At 69.6% G+C, this 19,931-nt stretch carries 19 protein-coding genes; 12 read left to right on the top strand and 7 right to left on the bottom strand.

All coding sequences use genetic code 11. The features are described from left to right. Positions 1-721: 3,4-dihydroxy-2-butanone-4-phosphate synthase (locus R3F55_24935; GenBank protein ID MEZ5670621.1), on the top strand; the 721-nt coding region annotated here is incomplete at its 5' end. Here R3F55_24935 and R3F55_24930 read toward each other — a convergent pair. Further along, positions 718-906: a hypothetical protein gene (locus R3F55_24930; GenBank protein MEZ5670620.1), complete on the bottom strand. Its 189-nt coding sequence runs from the start codon at positions 904-906 to the stop codon at positions 718-720. The genes R3F55_24935 and R3F55_24930 overlap by 4 nt on opposite strands. A gap of 161 nt (positions 907-1,067) precedes the next feature. Between R3F55_24930 and R3F55_24925 the strand changes: the two genes are divergently transcribed. The 3 genes from R3F55_24925 (at position 1,068) to R3F55_24915 (ending at position 2,579) form a co-directional block, all read left to right on the top strand. Beyond that, positions 1,068-1,412, top strand: a complete 345-nt coding sequence (locus R3F55_24925; protein ID MEZ5670619.1) for a metalloregulator ArsR/SmtB family transcription factor — start codon at positions 1,068-1,070, stop codon at positions 1,410-1,412. Continuing rightward, positions 1,402-1,893, top strand: a complete 492-nt coding sequence (locus R3F55_24920; protein ID MEZ5670618.1) for an SRPBCC domain-containing protein — start codon at positions 1,402-1,404, stop codon at positions 1,891-1,893. The genes R3F55_24925 and R3F55_24920 overlap by 11 nt, the downstream gene beginning before the upstream one ends. Before the next feature lie 356 nt (positions 1,894-2,249). Further along, positions 2,250-2,579 carry a hypothetical protein gene (locus tag R3F55_24915; protein MEZ5670617.1) on the top strand — a complete coding sequence of 110 codons (330 nt, stop codon included), beginning with the start codon at positions 2,250-2,252 and terminating at the stop codon, positions 2,577-2,579. A 131-nt stretch (positions 2,580-2,710) separates the two neighbouring features. On the opposite strand, the gene R3F55_24910 is transcribed toward R3F55_24915, so the two are convergent. Continuing rightward, on the bottom strand, positions 2,711-4,426 hold the full coding sequence (locus R3F55_24910; protein MEZ5670616.1) for an ATP-binding protein: 1,716 nt from the start codon (positions 4,424-4,426) through the stop codon (positions 2,711-2,713). Between the two features lie 374 nt (positions 4,427-4,800). Here R3F55_24910 and R3F55_24905 point away from each other — a divergent pair, with 374 nt between their 5' ends. Next, complete coding sequence (locus R3F55_24905) at positions 4,801-5,673, top strand: sugar phosphate isomerase/epimerase (protein ID MEZ5670615.1); 873 nt, start codon at positions 4,801-4,803, stop codon at positions 5,671-5,673. Between the two features lie 195 nt (positions 5,674-5,868). On the opposite strand, the gene R3F55_24900 is transcribed toward R3F55_24905, so the two are convergent. Next, on the bottom strand, positions 5,869-8,325 hold the full coding sequence (locus R3F55_24900; protein MEZ5670614.1) for a ribonuclease E/G: 2,457 nt from the start codon (positions 8,323-8,325) through the stop codon (positions 5,869-5,871). A 626-nt stretch (positions 8,326-8,951) separates the two neighbouring features. Between R3F55_24900 and R3F55_24895 the strand changes: the two genes are divergently transcribed. The 5 genes from R3F55_24895 (at position 8,952) to prfB (ending at position 14,820) form a co-directional block, all read left to right on the top strand. Continuing rightward, positions 8,952-10,163: an N-acetylmuramoyl-L-alanine amidase gene (locus tag R3F55_24895; GenBank protein MEZ5670613.1), complete on the top strand. Its 1,212-nt coding sequence runs from the start codon at positions 8,952-8,954 to the stop codon at positions 10,161-10,163. A 153-nt stretch (positions 10,164-10,316) separates the two neighbouring features. Beyond that, positions 10,317-12,794, top strand: coding sequence for a penicillin-binding protein 1A (locus R3F55_24890; GenBank protein MEZ5670612.1), 2,478 nt, complete (start codon positions 10,317-10,319; stop codon positions 12,792-12,794). A gap of 28 nt (positions 12,795-12,822) precedes the next feature. After that, positions 12,823-13,623, top strand: a complete 801-nt coding sequence (locus R3F55_24885) for a biotin--[acetyl-CoA-carboxylase] ligase (GenBank protein ID MEZ5670611.1) — start codon at positions 12,823-12,825, stop codon at positions 13,621-13,623. Continuing rightward, positions 13,620-13,772, top strand: coding sequence for a hypothetical protein (locus tag R3F55_24880; protein ID MEZ5670610.1), 153 nt, complete (start codon positions 13,620-13,622; stop codon positions 13,770-13,772). Before R3F55_24885 ends, R3F55_24880 begins: the two co-directional genes overlap by 4 nt. Next, positions 13,701-14,820 (top strand): peptide chain release factor 2 gene (prfB, locus tag R3F55_24875; protein MEZ5670609.1). Its coding sequence is split into 2 segments (ribosomal slippage): positions 13,701-13,766 and positions 13,768-14,820, totalling 1,119 coding nucleotides; the frame shifts between segments, so codons are not numbered across the junction. The genes R3F55_24880 and prfB overlap by 72 nt, the downstream gene beginning before the upstream one ends. A 30-nt stretch (positions 14,821-14,850) precedes the next feature. Here the strand turns inward: prfB and R3F55_24870 are convergent. The 3 genes from R3F55_24870 to hemH all read right to left on the bottom strand — a co-directional run bounded on the left by R3F55_24870 (position 14,851) and on the right by hemH (position 18,132). After that, positions 14,851-16,062 carry a calcium-binding protein gene (locus R3F55_24870; GenBank protein MEZ5670608.1) on the bottom strand — a complete coding sequence of 404 codons (1,212 nt, stop codon included), beginning with the start codon at positions 16,060-16,062 and terminating at the stop codon, positions 14,851-14,853. Between the two features lie 163 nt (positions 16,063-16,225). Then, on the bottom strand, positions 16,226-17,044 hold the full coding sequence (locus tag R3F55_24865) for a hypothetical protein (protein MEZ5670607.1): 819 nt from the start codon (positions 17,042-17,044) through the stop codon (positions 16,226-16,228). 62 nt (positions 17,045-17,106) lie between these two features. Continuing rightward, the gene (gene hemH, locus R3F55_24860; GenBank protein ID MEZ5670606.1) at positions 17,107-18,132 is read right to left on the bottom strand and encodes a ferrochelatase; all 1,026 of its coding nucleotides are present in this window, start codon (positions 18,130-18,132) and stop codon (positions 17,107-17,109) included. A 132-nt stretch (positions 18,133-18,264) separates the two neighbouring features. On the opposite strand from hemH, the gene R3F55_24855 reads away from it, so the two are divergent. Together R3F55_24855 and R3F55_24850 are read left to right on the top strand one after the other, a co-directional pair. Continuing rightward, complete coding sequence (locus R3F55_24855; GenBank protein MEZ5670605.1) at positions 18,265-18,618, top strand: hypothetical protein; 354 nt, start codon at positions 18,265-18,267, stop codon at positions 18,616-18,618. Next, positions 18,619-19,215 (top strand): PAS domain-containing protein, encoded by a 597-nt coding sequence (locus R3F55_24850; protein ID MEZ5670604.1) that lies wholly within the window; start codon positions 18,619-18,621, stop codon positions 19,213-19,215. 206 nt (positions 19,216-19,421) lie between these two features. Here R3F55_24850 and R3F55_24845 read toward each other — a convergent pair whose 3' ends face one another. Beyond that, positions 19,422-19,856, bottom strand: a complete 435-nt coding sequence (locus tag R3F55_24845) for a TetR/AcrR family transcriptional regulator (protein MEZ5670603.1) — start codon at positions 19,854-19,856, stop codon at positions 19,422-19,424. Between the last annotated feature and the right edge of the window lie 75 nt (positions 19,857-19,931).

Raw genomic sequence — 19,931 nt, 5'->3', positions numbered from 1 at the left:
CTTTCCGCTGCTCGCCCGCGACGGCGGGGTGCTGGAGCGGGCCGGCCACACCGAGGCCGCGGTCGACGTGGCGCGGCTGGCCGGCATGGTGCCGGCCGGCGTGATCTGCGAGATCATGAACGACGACGGCACCATGGCCCGCCTGCACGACCTGGTGCCGTTCGCGCAGTTCCATGGGCTCAAGATCGGCACGATCGCCGACCTGATCGCCTACCGCACCCGGACCGAGAGCCTGGTGCGGCGCGAGCAGAGCCTGGCGATCGATTCGATGTTCGGCGGCCGCTGGCAGCTGACCGTCTATCGCAACACCATCAACGGCGTGCGGCATGTCGCGCTGGTCCAGGGCGAGCTCGGCTCCGGCGGCCCCGCCATGGTGCGCATGCACGCGCTGAACGGCCTGCAGGAGATCCTCGGCGACCTGGCCAGCGGGCGTGCCGGCGACCTGCACAATGCGATGACGATGATCGGCGCGGCCGGGCGCGGTGCGGTCGTGCTGATCGGCGACGGCGAGGCCGACATGGTGGCCGGGCTGCTGCGCGGCCACGGCACCGGCAGCCCGCGCGAGGACGCCGAGCTGCGCGACTACGGCATCGGCGCGCAGATCCTGCACGATCTCGGTGTGCGCGAGATGATCCTGCTGTCGCGTTCCGACAAGACCGTGGTCGGGCTGCAGGGCCACGACCTGAAGATCGTCGAGCGGCGCGACATCGCCGCAGGCTAGTCGGGTCGGCGTCGCGCCTTCGGGCCGGGGGACGGTTGCACCCCCGGCTTCTTGTCGACGGCCCGGCCGTCGGCCCCGTTATCCAACGCGAATTCGGCGAATGCGGGGTCGAGCTCGTGCAGCAGGCACGGCGGCGACGCGAGCGGCCGCAGGTCGTCGTCCTCGTCGTCGTCGGGCGCTTGCATCGCTGCGGCACTCCAGGGCTGAACCTAGCTCGCCAAGATCATATCAGGTGGTCTCGACCGGGGCACGCATCGGCTGAGCGGGTCGACGTACTTGTCCTTGACCGACCGATCGCGGTGTCGTATTCAACCGATCAGTTGTGAACCGAATGGTTTAGTGCGACATGGCGAGCGACCGGCTGAGCCTGACCCTGTCGGCCCTGGCCGACCCGACCCGTCGCGGCATCCTCGCCAGGCTGGCGCAAGGGGAGGCGTCGGTGACAGCACTGGCGGAGCCCTATGCCATGAGCCTGGCCGCCGTCTCCAAGCATCTGAAGGTGCTGGAGAACGCCGGCCTCGTTACCCGCGGCAGGTCCGCGCAGTGGCGGCCGTGCCGGCTGGATCCGGCGCCGCTCGCCGCCGTTTCGAACTGGCTGGAACAGTACCGCGCCCAGTGGGAGGCGCGGCTGGATCGGCTGGAGGACCATGTGCGGGCGTTGCAGGACGGGGAGGACATGGATGGCAGGTGAATCCGCGCGAGCCGGTGCCGCACCGGGCGCCGACAACGAGATCGTCATCACCCGGTTGCTGCGGGCGCCGCGCGCGCTGGTCTGGCGGGCGTGGACCGATCCGGCGCAGCTGCCGCTGTGGTGGGGCCCGCAGGGCTTCCGCTGCGAGACGGCCGAGATCGACATCCGGGTGGGCGGAAGCTGGCGCTTCAGGATGATCGCGCCGGACGGCACGATCTATCCGAACCGGGTCGTCTGGCAGGAAATCGTGCCGCCGGAGCGGCTGGTCTACACCATCGACGACGACGGCGGCGATTTCGAGCCGTTCCAGGCCGTCACCACCTTTGCGGAAGAAGGCGCCGGCACCCGGGTCACCATGCATACCGTGTTTTCGTCGGCCGCGCGGCGGGCGGACCTGGCGGCGCGGGGCGCGATCGAGGGCGGCGAGAGCACGATCGACTGCCTGGAGGCGCATCTGGCGGCCATCGCCAGCAACGGGTGAGCTGGAGCGTTCGGTGCGCCGTCCCGTGGAGACCCGGGCCGTCCATGGCCGGCGGCGCTGCAGGGTCGCGGTCGTCGTTGGCTTTGTCTGTTCGCCACGGTAGCGCGGACATACTGCCGCCGAACGGCTGAGGAGCGCCCGTCCGGCACGTTCCGCGCCGTGTCGCCGGCGCGCCGCCCGGGGGGCAGCCGCAACCCGCAATCCGGCGAGAATGCGGCGTTTTCCGGTCAATTGCGGCATGCCGAAGATCAATTACGGATTCGTGATCGAAGTCACAGGGCCTCCGCGCGGCCATGCCCAGATCTCGCGCATCGGCGGGGCGTGGGGTCCCCGCCATGGGACAGGGAACCGCTCACATGCTTCGCACCATCCGCACCGCCGCCGTCGCCGCCGCCGTTCTGGCTTCCGCATCCGCCGCCGCGCTGGCCGGCCAGCAGGACTTCACCGTGGTGAACGACAGCGCCCAGGACATCTACTACCTGTTCGTGTCGCCGCAGAGCTCGGACAACTGGGGCGACGACATCCTCGGCCAGAGCATCATCCCGGCCGGCGACTATGTCGACGTCCAGATGGACAACTTCGGCAGCGAGTGCCTGTTCGACATCCAGGTCGCCAACGCCTATGGCGAGACCCTCGAATTCTGGGGCGTCGACCTGTGCAGCGTCTCACAGGTGGTCGTGCAGTAACGCCGGTCGCCGGCGCCGCCGCGGCGCCGCACCTGCGACGAACCGAGCCGCCGCCGGGGCCTCCCGGCGGCGGTTTGCATTTCGACAGGGGAAAGGCGTGCGACAGCCGGGACCGTGGGGGGCGGCGCGGATCAGGCCACGTCGGCGTCGGCCCGTGCCGTCGTCACCAGGGTGCGGCTGGAGTCGAACAGGATGCGGATGCGGGTGCCTTCGCCGGGTCGGCTGGTCAGCTCGAACACGCCGCCGTGGCGCTGCGCCAGCTCCTTGGCGATCGGCAGGCCGAGTCCTGCCCCTTGCGAGACGCGGCTCATCGGCGAGACGACCTGGCCGAACGGCTGCAGCGCGCGCTGCTGCTCTGCCGCATCCATGCCGATGCCGGTATCGCTGACCATCAGCCAGATCGCATCCCCGCTCTGGCCGGCGGCGAAGGCGACGGTGCCGCCCTTGGGCGTGAACTGGACGGCATTGGTGCCCAGGTTGATCAGAATCTGCTCGATCGCGGTCTTGTCGGCAAGCAGCCGCGGCAGCGCGGCCGGTACGTCGCGCTTGATGGTCAGGCCGCGCTTTTCCGCCGACAGTCCGATGATGCGGATCACCGCGTCGATACTGGCTTGCAGCGAGACCGGCTCCTCGTTGAGATGGAACTCGCCGCTCTCGATCGCCGACAAATCGATGATCGAGTTGATCACGCCGAGCAGGTGGCGCCCGCTGGTGTGGATGTCACGGGCATATTCGCTGTAGCGCGGGTGACCGATCGGGCCGCGCACCTCGCGCATGATCACCTCGGAAAAGCCGATGATCGCGTTCAGCGGCGTGCGCAGCTCGTGACTGACGCTGGCCAGGAACTCCGACTTGGCGCGGTTCGCCGCCTCGGCCTCGTCGCGGGTCGCCTCCAGCTCCTGCGTGCGCAGGGCGACGCTGCGGCGGATCGCGGCGTTCTGCACGGCGAGCACGCCGACCAGCGTGCCGAGCAGCAGGGTCAGCGCGACGCCGCCCAGCGTGACCACCGTGCCGAGGCCGGTTGCCGGTCCGCCGTCGAACGCCTCGAACAAATACCAGTCGAAGGTGAGCCGGGCCTCGCCGTGTACCAGCCGGAAGTCGAGCACGTCGATTGCGGCGGCCGGGTCGGCCGGTCGCGGCGTCACGCTTTCGATATGGCTGACCGGCTCCCACTCGGTGCCGCGCTGGGTCAGGTGCAGTTGCAGGCCCGCCGGCGTCAGCCCGTGGACGTGGGCGATGACGTCGCTGAAGTCGATCAGCGCCACCACGAGGCCGCTCTGGCTGCGCTGGCCCGGAAAGACCGGTCGTTCGGCGAGCGCCACCCACTGGCTGCCGCCGCGTTCGAACACAGGGCTGGCGATCACCTCGTTGGGCCGGCGATAGGCGGTGGCGACGGCGGCGTGCAGCGCCGGCTCGGTCGACAGGTCGGTGCCCAGCGACAGCATGCGCGCGTCTGTCGAGTTCAGCATCACGGCGAAATGCTCGTAGGCGTCGGGGGCATTCGCCGCGCCGTTGCCGACGATATGCAGCGGCTCGCCCAGCTGCGCCTCGACCTCGCCGCGCCGCTCGCCGGTGACACGCTGGACGAAGGCGGCTTCCGCCAGCCGGAATAGCGCATCGGGCTCCTGCGCCAGCTCGATGGTGGCGCGGAACATGAAGCCGGTCAGGGCGTCGTCGCGGCTGACCTGGGCCGACAGGGCGCGCACGATCGTGCGCGCGTCGATCAGCAGATTGTCGAAATAGCTGGTCAGCAGGCGGGCCTGGTTGTCGGCCTTGGCGTGCCAGGCCTCGAACGCCTGGTCCGACAGGGTGCTGCCCGCCACGATGGAGCCGGCGACGCCAGCCACAAGGACGCATGCGCCACCCAGTCCGATGGCCCATTTCGATACGCTGCGCAGGCGATCCTGCATGGGGAACCGTGGCTGTGGTGGCATCCGCCCACATCGAATTGTTGCCAATAGTTTAGACGGCGCGTCGCAGCCAATACAAGCCTGTCATCTTTGCGAAAGGCCCGAAAACAGACGGCGTGCCGGCTTTGATTACCGGTTGGTAACCGGATCGTGGACATTGCCTTGCAGAATCGGGGCAAGGTCTGTCGGCGCCGGGCACTGCCGCGCCATGCGGTTGCAGGCGCCTGTGGCGCGACGCCCATGGCGGCCTGGGCTGCGGCAGGCTAGAAGTGCGGCCGACGCGCTGCGTCGCAAACAGGGGAGGAAGGCTGATGAACAAGTTCGGTGTGCACGCGCTGGTCTGGGTCGGCGGCTGGTCGGAAGCGGAAAGCGAGCGCGCGATCGCCGGCACGGCGGAACTGGGCTACGACCTGATCGAGATCCCGCTGCTGAACCCGGCCAAGGTCGATGCCGCGCGCACGCGCCGCCAGCTCGAAGCCCACGGGCTGACGGCTACGTGCTCGCTTGGGCTGGCGCCTGATACCGACATCTCCGGCGAGGACGATGCGGCGGTGGCCCGCGGCGAGGCCCTGCTCAATGACGCGCTGGCGGTGACGCGCGATATCGGCGCCAAGTACATGGGCGGCGTGATCTATTCCGCTCTCGGCAAGTACAACCGCCCGCCCACGGCGAAGGGGCGGGCCAACTGCGCCGGCGTGCTGAACCGCCTGGCGGCCAAGGCCAAGGCCTCCGGCATCACGCTGGGGCTGGAGGCGGTGAACCGCTATGAAACCAACCTTCTCAATACCTTGGCGCAAGCCGGCGAATTCATTGATGAAATCGGTGCCGACAATGTCGTCGTCCACGCCGACACCTATCACATGAACATCGAGGACGGGAACCTGGCCAAGGCCGTCCGCGACTGCGGCGCCAAGGTGGGCTATGTGCACATCGGCGAAAGCCACCGCGGCTATCTCGGCACCGGCACCATCGATTTCACCGCCGTCTTCCGCGCGCTGCACGAGATTGGCTACGGCGGCTCGATCGTGTTCGAGTCGTTCTCGTCGGCCGTGGTCGACCCGCAGTTGTCGACCGCGCTGGCGGTCTGGCGCAACCTGTGGAGCGACAGCCGCGACCTGGCCGCCAAGGCCAAGGCGTTCATGGAAGCGGGCTGGGATTCGGCGCGGCGCGCGACCAACGGGTAGGAGAACTCCTGATCCGCGGGGTTGTGCGACCGCAGGCATGCCGGTCTGACCTGGCCTGCTGCCGGCGCCGCCCGGCGCCGATCGATCGTCGGCTGACCGGGCCGCGGCACAACATCCGCCGGCGGCAAGGGCCTCGGCGGACTGCATCGCCACTGCCTGCCGGCCTGCGGCCGCGGCCCGAGATGTTGCGGTCGGTCAGCCTTCGATCAGGCGCTGCCACCAGCCGCGACGCGGCTGCCCGCGCCGGGCCGCCGCCTGTTCGGCCTGCACCGGTTCGACGGTATCGTCCGGCGCCGTCTCGGTGCTTTCCGGCTCGGGCTCGGTCTCTGCCCGTTGCTGTTCGGCCGGCGACGCGATCGGCTCGTCGGCTTCGTCGGCCGGTTCCGCTTCCGCCTCGTAGCCGTTCATCGCTTCCGGCTCGGCATCTGCCGCCATCTCGGGTTCCGCAACGGCATCCTCGACCGTCTCGGCATTCGCCTCGGCAAGCTCCGATTCCGCCTCGGCAGCCATCGGTTCGGACTCGGCCGCGGGCTCGCCCGACTCCGCGGCCTCGGCGGCCTGCATCTCGTCGGCGGTCGCATCGCCCTCGTCGCGCCGGCGCCGGCGCCGGCCGCCGCGCCGGCCGCGTCGCGAGCGCGGAGCGGCCTGGCCGTCCTCGCCGACCGTTTCCGCCTCGCCGGCGGTCGCCTCGGCGGGTTCCTCCTCGCCGACGGGCTCGGCCTCGGCTTCCGCTTCGGGCTCGAACTCCGATTCGGACATCGCCGCGGGTTCGGCAGTGCCTTCGGCCTCGTCGCGGCGCGGACGGCGGCGCCTGCGTCCGCGACGCCGCGACCGTCCCTTGCCGTCGTCCTGCTCGGCGCGGGCCGGCTCGCCGTCTTCGGCCTCCGCCGCCTCCTCGTCGAGGTCCTCGGGCTCCTCCTCGTCCTCGTCGTCATGCTGCTGGGCCCGGGCAGCCGCGGTCGCGCCGCGCAGCGCCGCGATCTCCTCCGCACTGCGCTCGACCGTGCGCTCGATCTGGTAGTCGGGCGCGATCAGCGTGTCGTCGATCGCGATCGCCACGGTGAATTCGTAGCGCTGCTCCGCCGCCATGATCGCGCTGCGCTTTTGGTTCAGCAGATACAGCGCGATGGAATTCGGCACGTAGATCTGGACCGCCGCACTGCGCCGGCTCAGTCCCTCCTCCTCGATCCCGCGCAGCACTTGCAGCGCGCTGGATTCGGTGGAGCGGATGTGGCCCATGCCGTTGCAATGCGGGCAGACCTGGCTCGACGCCTCGATGATGCTGGGCCGCAGCCGCTGGCGCGACATCTCCAGCAGGCCGAAGGCGCTGATCCGGCCGATCTGGATGCGGGCGCGGTCGCCGCGCAGGGCCTCTTTCAGCTTGCGCTCGACCGCCGTGTTGTTGCGGCTCTCGTCCATGTCGATGAAATCGATGACGATCAGGCCGGCCAGGTCGCGCAGGCGCAGCTGGCGCGCCACCTCCTGCGCCGCCTCCAGGTTGGTCTTCAGCGCCGTTTCCTCGATGTGGCGCTCGCGGGTCGCGCGACCGGAGTTGACGTCGATGGAGACCAGCGCCTCGGTCGGGTTGATGACCAGATAGCCGCCCGACTTCAGCCGCACCGTGTTGGAATGGATCTCGTCGAGCTGGCTTTCGACGTTGTGCTGCTGGAACAGCGGCACGCCCTCGTCCTTGAACCGCTTCACGCGCGAGGCGTGGCTCGGCATCAGCATCCGCATGAAGTCCTTGGCGGTGCGGTAGGACGGCTCGCCGTCGACGATTACCTCGTCGATGTCGCGCGAATAGAGGTCGCGGATCGACCGCTTGATCAGGTTGCCTTCCTCGTGGATCAGCGCCGGCGACACCGACTGCAGGGTCGTCTGGCGGATCTGGTCCCACAGGCGCATCAGGTATTCATAGTCGCGCTTGATCTCGGCGCGGCTGCGCTCCGAACCCGCGGTGCGCACGATGACGGCCATGCCGTCCGGGATCTCGAGCTCGTCCAGGATGCCGCGCAGCCGCTTGCGGTCGGCCGGGTTGCTGATCTTGCGCGACACGCCGCCGCCGCGGGCGGTGTTCGGCATCAGCACGCAATAGCGCCCGGCCAGCGACAGATAGGTGGTCAGCGCCGCGCCCTTGTTGCCGCGCTCCTCCTTGGTCACCTGCACCAGCATGATCTGCCGGCGCTTGATCACCTCCTGGATGCGGTAATTGCGCAGCATGCGCAGGCGGCGCCGCTCGCGCTCGATGTCCTCGTCCTCGTCGCCGCCCATGACCTCGACGCCGGCGCCCTGGGCGCCGCCGTCGCCGTCGTCGTGCAGGTCGGCGCCGGCCTCGTCGTCATGGCCGTTGGCGGCCGGGGCGATGGCCTCGACGGGCTCGTCCTGGTCGTCGCCGTACAGCTTCTCGCGGTCGGCGACCGGGATGCGGTAGTAGTCGGGGTGGATCTCGTTGAAGGCCAGAAAGCCGTGGCGGTTGCCGCCGTAGTCGACGAAAGCCGCCTGCAGCGACGGCTCGACCCGGGTGACTTTCGCTAGATAGATGTTGCCTTTGATCTGCTGCTTGCTGGCCGTCTCATAGTCGAATTCTTCCAGCCGGTTGCCGCTGACGATCACCACCCGGGTCTCTTCCGGGTGGGATGCGTCGATCAACATGCGTCGCGCCATAAGGATGTGTCTCCGTGCGCGTCGCGCCCAATCCGTGGGCGCGCGCGTCCAAGGTCCGCCGGTGAAGGGGGGTGCCGACAGCGGTCTTCGGCGCAGGACGCCGCGCAGACCGACCGGGACGACACCGAGCGGACGGTGCGTTCAAGGTGGTAGATGCGATTGTGACGTGTCTTGTCATCGCACTCTGCAAGATGCCGGCGTCAGTCGCGCCGGCGCGGCCGCATGGCCGCAGGAAAACGACAGCAAACCGTACCTTGCGGCGCTGGTCTGCTCATCAAAGCGTGGCCGGGTGCGTCGCCGGTAGAGGGCATCGAAACCTTGGTCGTTGTCGCCATCGGGCTTCTGCAGCCAACGGCACAATTCACCCAGCAAGGCGACCATACGCCGCCGGTTGCGGCCGGACAATCAAAAAAGCCGGCCGGAAATGGCCTCGCCCGTCGCCGCCGCGCCGGCCCGCCTCGGCCCGATGCCGCAAGGCTTGCGTCGCATCGGCCACCGCGGTCATATGGTGATGCAATCCCCCGATTTGAAGTGGTTAGGCGAAGCCGTTGCCAAGTGAGATGAGCTCAGGACGCAACCAGCGCCGCGCGACAGCCGGGTGGGGCAGGAGCGCGATGGCCGGTCTGCTCGCCGCCCTGTTCCTCGCCGCGCTGGCTCCGCGGGCGGTGCACGCCGAACCGGCGGCGACGGGCGCGCGCCTCAGCCTGCATCCCGGATTTACCCGGCTGACCGTCGACCTGACCGAGTCGGCCGCGGTCGAGGCCTTCCTGCTCGAGATCAGCGACCAGGTGGTGGTGCGGCTGCCCGAGGTGGAATGGCGGTTGCCCCCGCGGGTCGACGCCGCCCTCGGCTCGATCGCGGGCTTCTCGGCCGAGCCCGCCGGGTTCGGGGCGTGGCGCCTGCTGATCGACGTGAACCGCAGCGTGGTCCTGCGCCGCGCCGTGGTCGAGGCGGCCGACGAAGGCGCCGGATTCCGCCTGGTGGTCGAACTCGCCGACCCGGACCTGCCGCAGTCGGATGCGGTCCGGCCCAGCGTGGCGGAGCTGGTCGCGCCGATCAACCCGTTCCTGCCGCCGCGGCTGACCGGGCCGCGCACCATCGTGATCGACCCGGGGCATGGCGGCCGCGACCCGGGCGCGAGCGGCATCGCCGGCGCGGTCGAGAAGGACATCGTGCTCGCCGCGGCGCTCGCCCTGCGCGACGCGCTCGAGGCCAACGGCGACTTTCGCGTGCTGATGACCCGCGAGGACGATTCGGCGATGTCGCTGTCGGAGCGGACCGCCTTCGCGCTGGCGGCCGATGCCGACCTGTTCGTCTCGGTCCACGCCGACGCCTATCACAGCTCGGTCGCGCGCGGGACGTCGGTGTACAGCCTGTCCTCGTCCGGCGCGGAGCGCGGCGCGGCGGCGCTGTCGCGCGGCGACGGCCGCGAGACGCTGCTCGCCGACATCGGCTATGGCGACCAGGATGCGGCGGTCGGCAACATCCTGCTCGACATGATGATGGACGTGACCATCGACGAATCGGCGCGGCTCGCCGAACTGGTGGTCGAGGAGGTCGGGTTGAGCGCCCGGCTGCTCGACAACAGCCACCGCATGGCCGGCTATCATGTGCTGAAGATGCCGCATACGCCGGCGATCCTGGTCGAGCTCGGCTATCTGTCGAATGCGATCGATGCCACCGACCTGCAGGACGCGGCGCACCGGCAGGTGCTGGCGGACGCGATCGCGCGCGGAATCGTGCGGTTCCTGGCCGAAGGCGCGCCGCTTCCGGCGGTGCCGGAAGCGGGAGCGACCCTGGACATGGATGCCACACAAAGGCCATAGTGCGCCGCCCATGATGCCGCGAGCGACTCGCGCCCGCACGGCGCGATGGCGAGCGTGCCCGGCATGCGCCGGGGCCGCCCGGCGCCGATCGCCGCCGGGGCAGCGGCCCTGCCGGCTGCGGCTGCGACGGAAGACACAGGACGACGAGGCTGGATGCTCTGGCGACTGACGAAATGGCTGGTCGGGTCGATTTCCGCGTTTGTGCTGCTGGCGATGATCGGGACGGCCTTCGTCATCTGGCACTACAGCAAGGACCTGCCCGACGCCTCGCAGCTGCGCAACTACGCGCCGCCGGTCACCACCCGCGTCTATGCCGCGGACGGCCAGCTGATCGGCGAGTTCTCCGACCAGAACCGCGTGTTCGTGCCGATCGAGCAGGTGCCCGACCGGGTGGTTCATGCGTTCACCGCGGCCGAGGACCAGCGCTTCTTCGAGCATAGCGGGGTCGACTTCCTCGGCCTGGTCCGCGCCGTTTCCGCCCACCTGCTGCGCGGCGAGCGGCTGGTCGGCGCCTCGACCATCACCCAGCAGGTCGCCAAGAACTTCCTGGTCGGCGACGAGCGTTCGGTGGAGCGCAAGGTCCGCGAGGCGATCCTGGCGTTCCGGATCGAGGAGCTGTTCAGCAAGGACGAGATCCTCGAGCTCTATCTCAACGAGATCCCGTTCGGCGGGCGGCTCTATGGCGTTGCCTCGGCGGCGCTGAACTATTTCGGCAAGTCGCTGAACGAGCTGACCGTCGCCGAGGCGGCGTTCCTGGCGGCGCTGCCGAAAGCACCGACGCGGCTGTCGCGCGACATGGCGTTGGCCACCGACCGCCGCAACTACGTCATCCGGCGCATGCTCGACGACGGCAACATCACCGCCGAGGAGGCGGACCTGGCGCTGGCCACGCCGATCGCCTTCGTCGACCGCGATCCGTCCGAGGCGGTGCCGGCGCGCTATTTCGTCGAGGAGGTCCGCCGCCAGCTGGAGGAGGACTACGGCGCCGACGCCTACCGCCAGGCCGGGCTCACCGTGCGCACCACGCTGGACCCGCACCTGCAGCAGCTGGCCGACCAGGCGCTGCGCTTCGGCCTGACCGAATACGACAGGCGCCACGGCTATCGCGGCCCGGTCGCCACGATGGAGGATTTCGACAACTGGCCCGACCAGCTCGCCGCCGTCGAGCGGCCGGCCGGTGCCGGCGACTGGCAGCTGGCTGTCGTGCTGGAGGTCGACGGCGAGATCGGCCAGCTCGGCTTCGCCGACCGCCGCCGCGGCGTGATCGGCATGCGCGGGCTCGACTGGGCGGCGCCGTGGCGCGAGAACCAGAATGTCGGCAGTGCGCCAAGCCGGGTGACCGACGTGCTGGCGAAGGGCGACATCATCCTGGTCTCGCCGCGCGACGCGGAGGCTGTCGCCGCCTATGACGACGTCTTTGCCCGCCGCGCGGCCGGCGAGGAGATCGAGCTGCCGGAGCCGCCGCCCTATCGGCTGGAGCAGATTCCGGACATCGGCGGCGGTATCGTGGTGATGGACCCGCACTCCGGCCGCGTGCTCGCGATGTCCGGCGGCTACGACTTTGCGATGAGCGAGTTCAACCGGGCGACCCAGGCCTATCGCCAGCCCGGCTCGTCGTTCAAGCCGTTCGTCTATCTGGCGGCGCTCGATGACGGCTTCACCCCGGCCTCGATCGTGCTCGACACGCCGTTCGTGCTCGACCAGGGGCCCGGCATGGCCCAGTACCGGCCCGACAACTATTCCGGCCAGTACTACGGGCCGCTACCGCTGCGCGTCGGCCTGGAGAAATCGCGCAACCTGATGACGGTGCGGCTGGCCTATACGGTAGGCATGGACCGGATCGTGCAGTATGCGCGGTTGTTCGGCATCGACGACAACATGCAGCCCTATCTGTCGATGGCGCTGGGTGCCGGCGAAACCACGGTGTTGCGCATGGTCGGCGGCTACAGCCAGATCGTGAACGGCGGCCGGCACGTGGCGCCGACCCTGATCGACCGCATCCAGGACCGGCACGGCTATACCCTGCCGCAGTCGCGCCAGGACCAGCGGGTGTGCAGCACGTGCCAGGCGGCGAGCTACGAGGGCGGTGCGATGCCGACCCTGCCCGACGGCCGCCAGCAGATCGCCGATCCGCGCACCTGCTACCAGATCACCCAGATGCTGCGCGGTGTGGTCCAGCGCGGCACCGCCAGCCGGCTGGGCGCGGCGTTGCCGAGCTATCCGATCGGCGGCAAGACCGGCACCACCAACGACGGCAACGACGCCTGGTTCGTCGGCTTCACCCCGGACCTCGTGGTCGGGGCCTATGTCGGCTTCGACCAGCCGCGCACGCTGGGCCCGCGCGAGGCCGGCGGCCAGACCGCGCTGCCGATCGTGCAGAATTTCCTCGAACACGCGCTGGAAGGAACCGAGCCGGTCGACTTCCGCCCGCCCGACGGACTGGTGTTCGTGTCGGTCGACCGCACCACCGGGCTGGCCAGCACCGGCGGCGATGCGGTGTATGAGCCGTTCATCCCCGGAACCGAGCCGACCGAGACCCAGCACGCCCCGCGCAGCGCGGTGGTCGAGGTCTCGGCAACCGGTGCCTCCACCGCCGAGGATATCATGACCGGCTCCGGCGGGCTGTACTGAGCGCCGCGGCCGACTGCCGTTGCCTGCCATGGATGCCGCCGATGCGCCCTGGCGCCGCCTGATCGACGGCGTCGACGTCCACTACCGGCCTGCGACCGACAGCACCCAGGACGACCTCAGGGCGATGATCGCGGCCGGCGCGCCGCACCTGACCATGGTCAGCGCCGGCGAGCAGCGGCGCGGCAGAGGCCGGTCCGGCCGCAGCTGGGCGTCGCCGCCGGGCAACCTCTACACCTCGACCCTGCTGCGGCCGCAGCAGGGTTGGAGCGCGCCGATGCACGCGGCCTTCGTCGCCGCGCTGGCGGTGGCGGAGACGGTGGAGGCGTTCGTCGGCGCGCGGGCGCCGGTGCGGATCAAATGGCCGAACGACGTGCTGGTCTATGGCGGCAAGATCGCCGGCATCCTGATGGAAACCGGCAATGCGCGGCTGGCCGGCGCCGCCCTCGCAGTCGACTGGCTGATCCTCGGCGTCGGCATCAACGTCGGTTCACGGCCGGAGACCGGCCTCTACCCGACCATGTGCCTGGCCGAGTTCGATGCGGCGGCGACGGTGGATGCGGTGCGCGAACGCTATTGCACGGCGCTGGTCTGGCAGCTCGATGGGTGGGAGCGCGCGGGCTTCGCCGATGTGCGCCGTCGCGTGCTGGCCCGCATGGCCGGCATCGGCGAGACCGTCGCCGTGCGGCTCGGCGACCGGCCGGCCGACCGGATCGAGGGCCGCTTCGAGGGGCTCGACGCGGACGGCGCCCTGATCCTCGAGACCGACGGGGCACGGCGGGTGATCACGGCCGGGGACGTGTTCCTGCCCGGCATGACCGCGCAGTCGTGACCGGCGTTGCGCCTGCGCCGCAGCGTCCCTATATTCCGCGCCCGTTGTGCGACTTCCCGAACCGGAAAGGACACCGGATGCGCGCCGAGATCCTGTCGCTGGCCGAAGACATCAAGCAGTCGCTGGAACTGCTGAGGAGGCGTCTTTGACCCGGCGGCTGCCGAACGCCGCCTGACCCAGCTCAACCACCAGGCCGAAGATCCCACGCTGTGGAACGACAGCGAGAAAGCGCAGGCGCTGATGCGCGAGCGCACCGCGCTGGAGAAGTCGCTGGAATCCTACAAGGGACTTGAGCGCGGGCTCGACGACGGCTGGACCCTGGCCGAGCTGGGCGATGCCGAAGGCGACGATGCCAGCCTGGACGAAGCCGAGGAGATGCTGCGCGGGGTGCGGGCCGAGGCTCAGCGCCACGAGCTGGAAACGCTGCTGTCCGGCGAGGCCGACGGCAACGACTGCTACCTGGAGATCCATGCCGGCGCCGGCGGCACCGAGGCGCAGGACTGGGCCGAGATGCTGGTCCGCCTCTACACCCGCTGGGCCGAGCGCAAGGGCTACAAGGTCGAGTATCTCGAGGAGAGCGCGGGCGAGGAGGCCGGCATCAAGTCGGCGACGCTGAAGATCGCCGGCCACAACGCTTATGGCTGGCTGAAGACCGAAAGCGGGGTGCACCGGCTGGTCCGCATATCGCCGTTCGACAGCCAGGCCCGCCGCCACACCAGCTTTGCCAGCGCCTGGATCTATCCGGTGGTCGACGATTCCATCGAGATCGACATCGAGGAGAAGGACGTCCGCACCGACACCTACCGCGCCTCCGGCGCCGGCGGCCAGCACGTCAACAAGACCGACAGCGCAATCCGGCTGACGCACATACCGACCGGCATCGTCGTGCAATGCCAGAACGATCGCAGCCAGCACCGCAACCGCGCCACCGCATGGGCGATGCTGAAGGCCCGGCTCTATGAGCGTGAGCTGGCCCTGCGCGAGGAAGCGGCAGCGAACGAGGCGGCGTCGAAGACCGAGATCGGCTGGGGCAACCAGATCCGCTCCTACGTCATGCAGCCCTATCAGATGGTCAAGGACCTGCGCACCGGGGTCGAGACCGGCAACGTGCAGGCGGTGATGGACGGCGACATCGACGACTTCCTCGAGGCGAGCCTCGCCGCCCAGGTCGGAGAGGGCGAACCGGCCGAGGCGTAGCGGCGGCTGCGGTGCGACCCGTCCGCGCCGCTACACCCACATGATCTGGTCGGCGAACAACAGGCGCTCGACGTTCCGCAGCGTGTCGGTACCCTCATCGCCGACGCTGCTGACCATGACGAATGTGTCGTACTCGGTAACGGTGTAGTAGGCGCGCGGCAGCAGATACAGCGCGCTGTCGAGCCCGTCGCCGCCGTCGAGGTAGTCGTCGCCATTGCCGCCCTGCAGCAGGTCGTCGCCGTCCTCGCCGACCATGAAGTCGTTGTTGTCGCCGCCGTAGAGCGCATCGTCGCCGCCCTGGCCGACGATGGTGTCGTCGCCGTCTCCGCCGACCGCCGTGTCGTCATGCCGGCCGCCGCGGATGAAGTCGTCGCCATTGTCGCCGTAGAGCGTGTTGTAGCCGTCGCCGCCATACAGCGAATCGTCGCCTGCGCCGCCATAGAGGGAATCGGCCCCGGCGCCGCCGAACAGCCGGTCGTCGCCGCCGTTGCCCTCGATCACGTCGTTGCCGGCGTTGCCTTCCAGGCGGTCGTAGCCGTTGCCACCGGAGATGAAGTCGTTGCCGCCCTCGCCATAGAGCGAATCCTGGCCGCCGCCGCCGAACAGCGAATCGGCGCCGGCGCCGCCGTAAAGGATGTCCCAGCCGGATTCGCCGTAGAGCACGTCGGCACCCTCGTCGCCGTAGATCAGGTCGTCGTCGACCCCGGCGTGGATGATGTCGTCGCCCTCGTCGCCATAGGCGGTGTCGGCACCCGAACCGGTATCGATCGTGTCGTGGTGCAGGCTGCCGTACACTGTGTCGGCACCGCTGGACGTGGCAACCGGCGGGGCCGGCCATTGGATGCCGCCGAACGACGGGCTGTCGATGGTGACGACGTCCTCATAGATGAACAGCACCTCCAGAAAGGTGTAACCGCCATCGAGATAGGCGTCCTGGATGCCGCTGGCCGTGAAGCCTTCCCAGACATGGGCGAGCACGTTGTCCGCGTCGAGCGGCGCGAAAAGACTCTCGAGGCGGATGATGTCGGTCACCACGCCCGAGGCGTTGCCGTTTTCGTCGATCGCGATCGGGTCTTCACCGATGAACACGGTGTAGGTGCCGTCGGTGTTCTGGTAGGCGAAGCCGTTGAACAGGTCCGAGAGCCCGCCATAGGGGATCTCGATCAGGTTGGCGTCAGGGTTGACCACGTCCTGCCAGGGCGCGTGGAAGTAGCTGCCGCCGAAAATGTCGATGCTTGCCATTGCGCGGTCTCCGCCCGTGGTGGAGTGCCAATGGCGTTAGGTCGCGCGGGCGGCGTGCGCGGTTCACATCTGTGGCGGAATCGAGGCGGCCGCCGATCCGGCAGCAAGGCGCTTCGTCGCGGCAGAAAGCTGGCTCCCCCGTAACAGGGGCTATGGCGACGCCTCAGTCGCCGCCGCCGCATCCGCCGCCGCCACAGCCGGAGCTGCCGCAGCCTGAGCCCCCATCGCCGCCGTCCGAGCCGGCATGGCCGCAGCCGCCGCAGCCGCTGCCGCCCTTGGACCGCCCGCCGCGGTGGGGACGCCGGCTGCCGCTGCGCCGGGTGGCGGATACCACGGCGGCCACGAAGATGACGATGCCGATGGCGATGATCACCGCGGTCTCTTCGTCGCGCGCATCGGTGTCGGCGAGGGCCAGCGAGCCGCCCACCAGCGACAGGCCCAGGGCCGCCGCCGCCAGGCTGGCGATGGCGCGCCCGTGCGCCGCGACCCGGTCGAGCCAGCGCGGACGATGGATCACCCAGGCATGTGCGGTGTTGACCCGGCGGAAGGCGGGTGCCTCGGCGAAGCGCGTCTCGGCGTCCGGCCAGATATCCGCGGGCGGTTCCTCGCCGAACTCGCGGCGGTAGAGAGCCTTGGTCGCCTCGTAGCAGGCGAGGTATTTCGCATGCTCGGCAGGCCCGCCGCGGGTCGGCCCGTGGTGCAGGGCCCGGCCGAGGACGCCGCCGCACAGCGCATCCCAATAATGCCGGGTATAGGTCAGGTGCAGGTGCCAGGCCTGGTCGACCTCGTCGGAGGGCGTGACGATCCGGTCCGTGACCTGCGACAGGTAGACGAAGCGCCGGTATTCGCCGACGACACGATGCGCGAACGCATCGCGCCAGCCATTCTCGCGCGCAAGGCGGTCGGTGAAGGCGAAGGAGGCATCCGGATCGTCGAGCGAGAAGGCGTCGAGTCTTGCCCAGAGTTGCGGGTCGGTGTGCATCGGCCCTGTCCCTGTCCGTCATTCGGTGCCGGCAGCATACACCGGTTGCGTTGACAGGAGGTTCAGATCCAGCCGCCGAGTTCGCGCCGGATCAGGCCAGCCAGCGCGGCGACGTGGGCGTCGTCGGCGTTGAGGCAGGGCACCGCGGCATAGTGGGTGCCGCCGGCTTCGGTGAATGTCTCGCGGCCGCGGATGGCGATCTCCTCCAGCGTTTCAACGCAGTCGGCGGCGAATCCGGGCGTGATCACCGCGACCCGGCGCACGCCGGCCCGGGCGAGCTCGGCGAGCGTGACGTCGGTATAGGGCTGCAGCCATTCGCGCGGCCCGAAGCGGGACTGGAAGGTCGTCTGCAGCGCCCGGTCGTCCAGGCCCATCGCCTCGCGCAGCAGCCGCGCGGTCTTCGCGCAATGGCAGTGATAGGGGTCGCCCTTCTCGAAATAGTCCTTCGGCAGCCCGTGGAACGAGGCCAGGATCACCTCCGGCTGCCAGTCGAGCGTGGCCAGGTGCGTCCGCAGGCCGGCAGCGAGCGCGGCGATATAGCCCGGGTCGTCGTGATAGGGCGGTGCGGTGCGCAGTGCGGGCTGCCAGCGCATCGCCTTCAGCGCATCGAACGCCTTGTCGCAGACCGTCGCCGTGGTTGCGGCGCTGTATTGCGGGTAGAGCGGGAACAGCAGGATGCGCGTGCAGCCCTGGGCGAACAGCACGTCGATGCGGCTGGCGATCGACGGGTTGCCATAACGCATCGCCCATTCGACCTTCACCGAAGGCAGGTCCGCGCCGAACAGGGCGTCGAGCGCCTCGGCCTGGGCGCGCGTGAATGTGCGCAGCGGCGATTCGTTGCGCGTGCCGTCCCAGATCTGGCGATAGGCCTCCGCGCTCTTCTTCGGCCGGAACGGCAGGATGAACAGGTTGAGGATCGCCTTCCAGACCAGCGGGTTGACCTCGATGACCCGCCGGTCGCTGAGGAATTCGCGCAGGTAACGCCGCACCGCGGGCACGTCGGTGGCGTCCGGCGTGCTGAGGTTGACCAGCAGGACGCCGATGCGCGGCGTCGCTACCGGCGGATGGTCGGGGGGCAGGGGCGACATTCCGGCAGGATCGGACAACGTCGCCGGAAATCAAGCCCAAACCGGCAACCGCCCGGCATTGCGCATGGTTAACCATCCGTTGACTTCCGGACGGCATGGTCGGCTTGAACCTGCCCCGCGAGTCCCCTGCCGATGCAACGTCCGATCCTCGCCTGTCTCATGCTGCTGCCGCTGGCGGTGCCGCCGCACGCGCATGCGCAGACCTTTCAATGCACCGAGGCGACCGCCGGTCAGCTGTCCTGCCAGGCCGGCGTGGCGTGCGAATGCCGCTTCGCCCAGGCCAGCGCCATGGACGGCACGCCGGCGGGCTGGCGCTGGGACTGCGGCATCCTGCGGCCGCATTGCGGCGAGCCGGTGCCGGCGACGATCGAGGACTATTCCGACGCGCTGCCCGATGTGCTGTCGATCGATCGGCAGACGCTGGACGTCGACATCAACCAGTCGAACGAGCAGCTGCAGTGGATCGCGCCGGAGGTCGACTTCTGAATGGCGACCGTCGGCACACAGGACGGCTGGGCCTATACCGCCCACGCGTTGACCACCGATTCCGCCGACTTCGAGCAGTTCGGCTCGGCGCTGGCCATCTGGCGTGCCAAGGCGCCCGCCGGCGGGCTGCCGCGCAAGCGCGACTTTTCGGCGCTGGATTTCCGCAGCTGGCTCGGCCGGGTGATCATCTACGAGGTCCAGCGCGCGCCGTTCGACCTGCGCTTCCGGCTGTGCGGCACCGACATCGTCAACTACCTGCGCAGCGAGAACACCGGACGTCTGTTCAGCGAGATCTATGGCCATGTCCCGGGCCACCGGGTCGCGCTCGCCTATTTCGAGCATCTGGCCGACAACCGTGTGATCGGCTTCTCCGGCGGTCCGATGGCGTGGGAACGGATGGACTATGCCACCGGCCAGTGCCTTGACCTGCCGGTGCTCGACGATGCCGGCCGGGTCGGCTTCTTCTTCACCTTCATGCGTCTCGGCGGCGACGAGATGGCCTTCCCGGCCAGGCTGATGCCGGACGCGCCGGCGCACGCATGGCGGCGCGCCCGGGCGGAAGACGACGACATTCTCGTCGAAGGCCTGGCCCTCTAGGCCGGCTGCGTCGCTTCGGCCAGCAGGCCGGCGATGTCCGGCAGGTGGCTCAAGCCGTCGGCCGAAGGGTTCAGCTTGCGCAGCTGCCCGGCGAGCAGCAGATGGGCGTAGCCGTGGACGACCGACCAGACCAGCAGCCGCAGCCGCTCGCTCTCGGCGGCACTGTCGTCGCGCTGGAACGGCTTGACCGTGTCGCCGAGCTGGGCCTAGGCGGCGCCGGCCGCAGCGCCCAGCTCCGCGTCCTCCCAGTCCAGCAGCGACGCGCTGAACATCAGCCGGAATAGCCCCGGATTGCTCACCGCGAAACCGACATAGCCGTGCGCGGCGGCGCGCAGCCGCTCGATCGCCGTGCCGCCGGCACGCGCCTGTTCCGCCGCGATGCGGGCATGGAAGCGCCGGAATGCGATGGTGCCGAGCGCGGTCAGCAGGCCGCGCAGATTGGCGAAATGGTGGGCCGGGGCGGCGTGCGAAACGCCGGCGCGCGCGGCGCAGGCCCGCAGCGACAGGCCGTCCAGGCCCTTCTCGTCGATGATGGCGGTTGCCGCGGCCAACAGCGCCTCGCGCAGGTTTCCGTGATGATAGGTGTCCTTCTCGGCGCCGGCCTCGCTCCCGCCGGCCGGGGGCCGTGTCTTTTCGTGCATCCGCGCGTTCCCGCCCTGTGATCCGGATCACATGGCTCAGTCCAGGTATCTTGACAATGAAAAGATTTGGGCAGC

This window comes from Alphaproteobacteria bacterium (assembly GCA_041396705.1).
Taxonomy (GTDB): domain Bacteria; phylum Pseudomonadota; class Alphaproteobacteria; order CALKHQ01; family CALKHQ01; genus CALKHQ01.
Note: the sequence above shows the minus strand (reverse complement) of the source record. Positions and strands in the feature narration are given on the sequence as shown.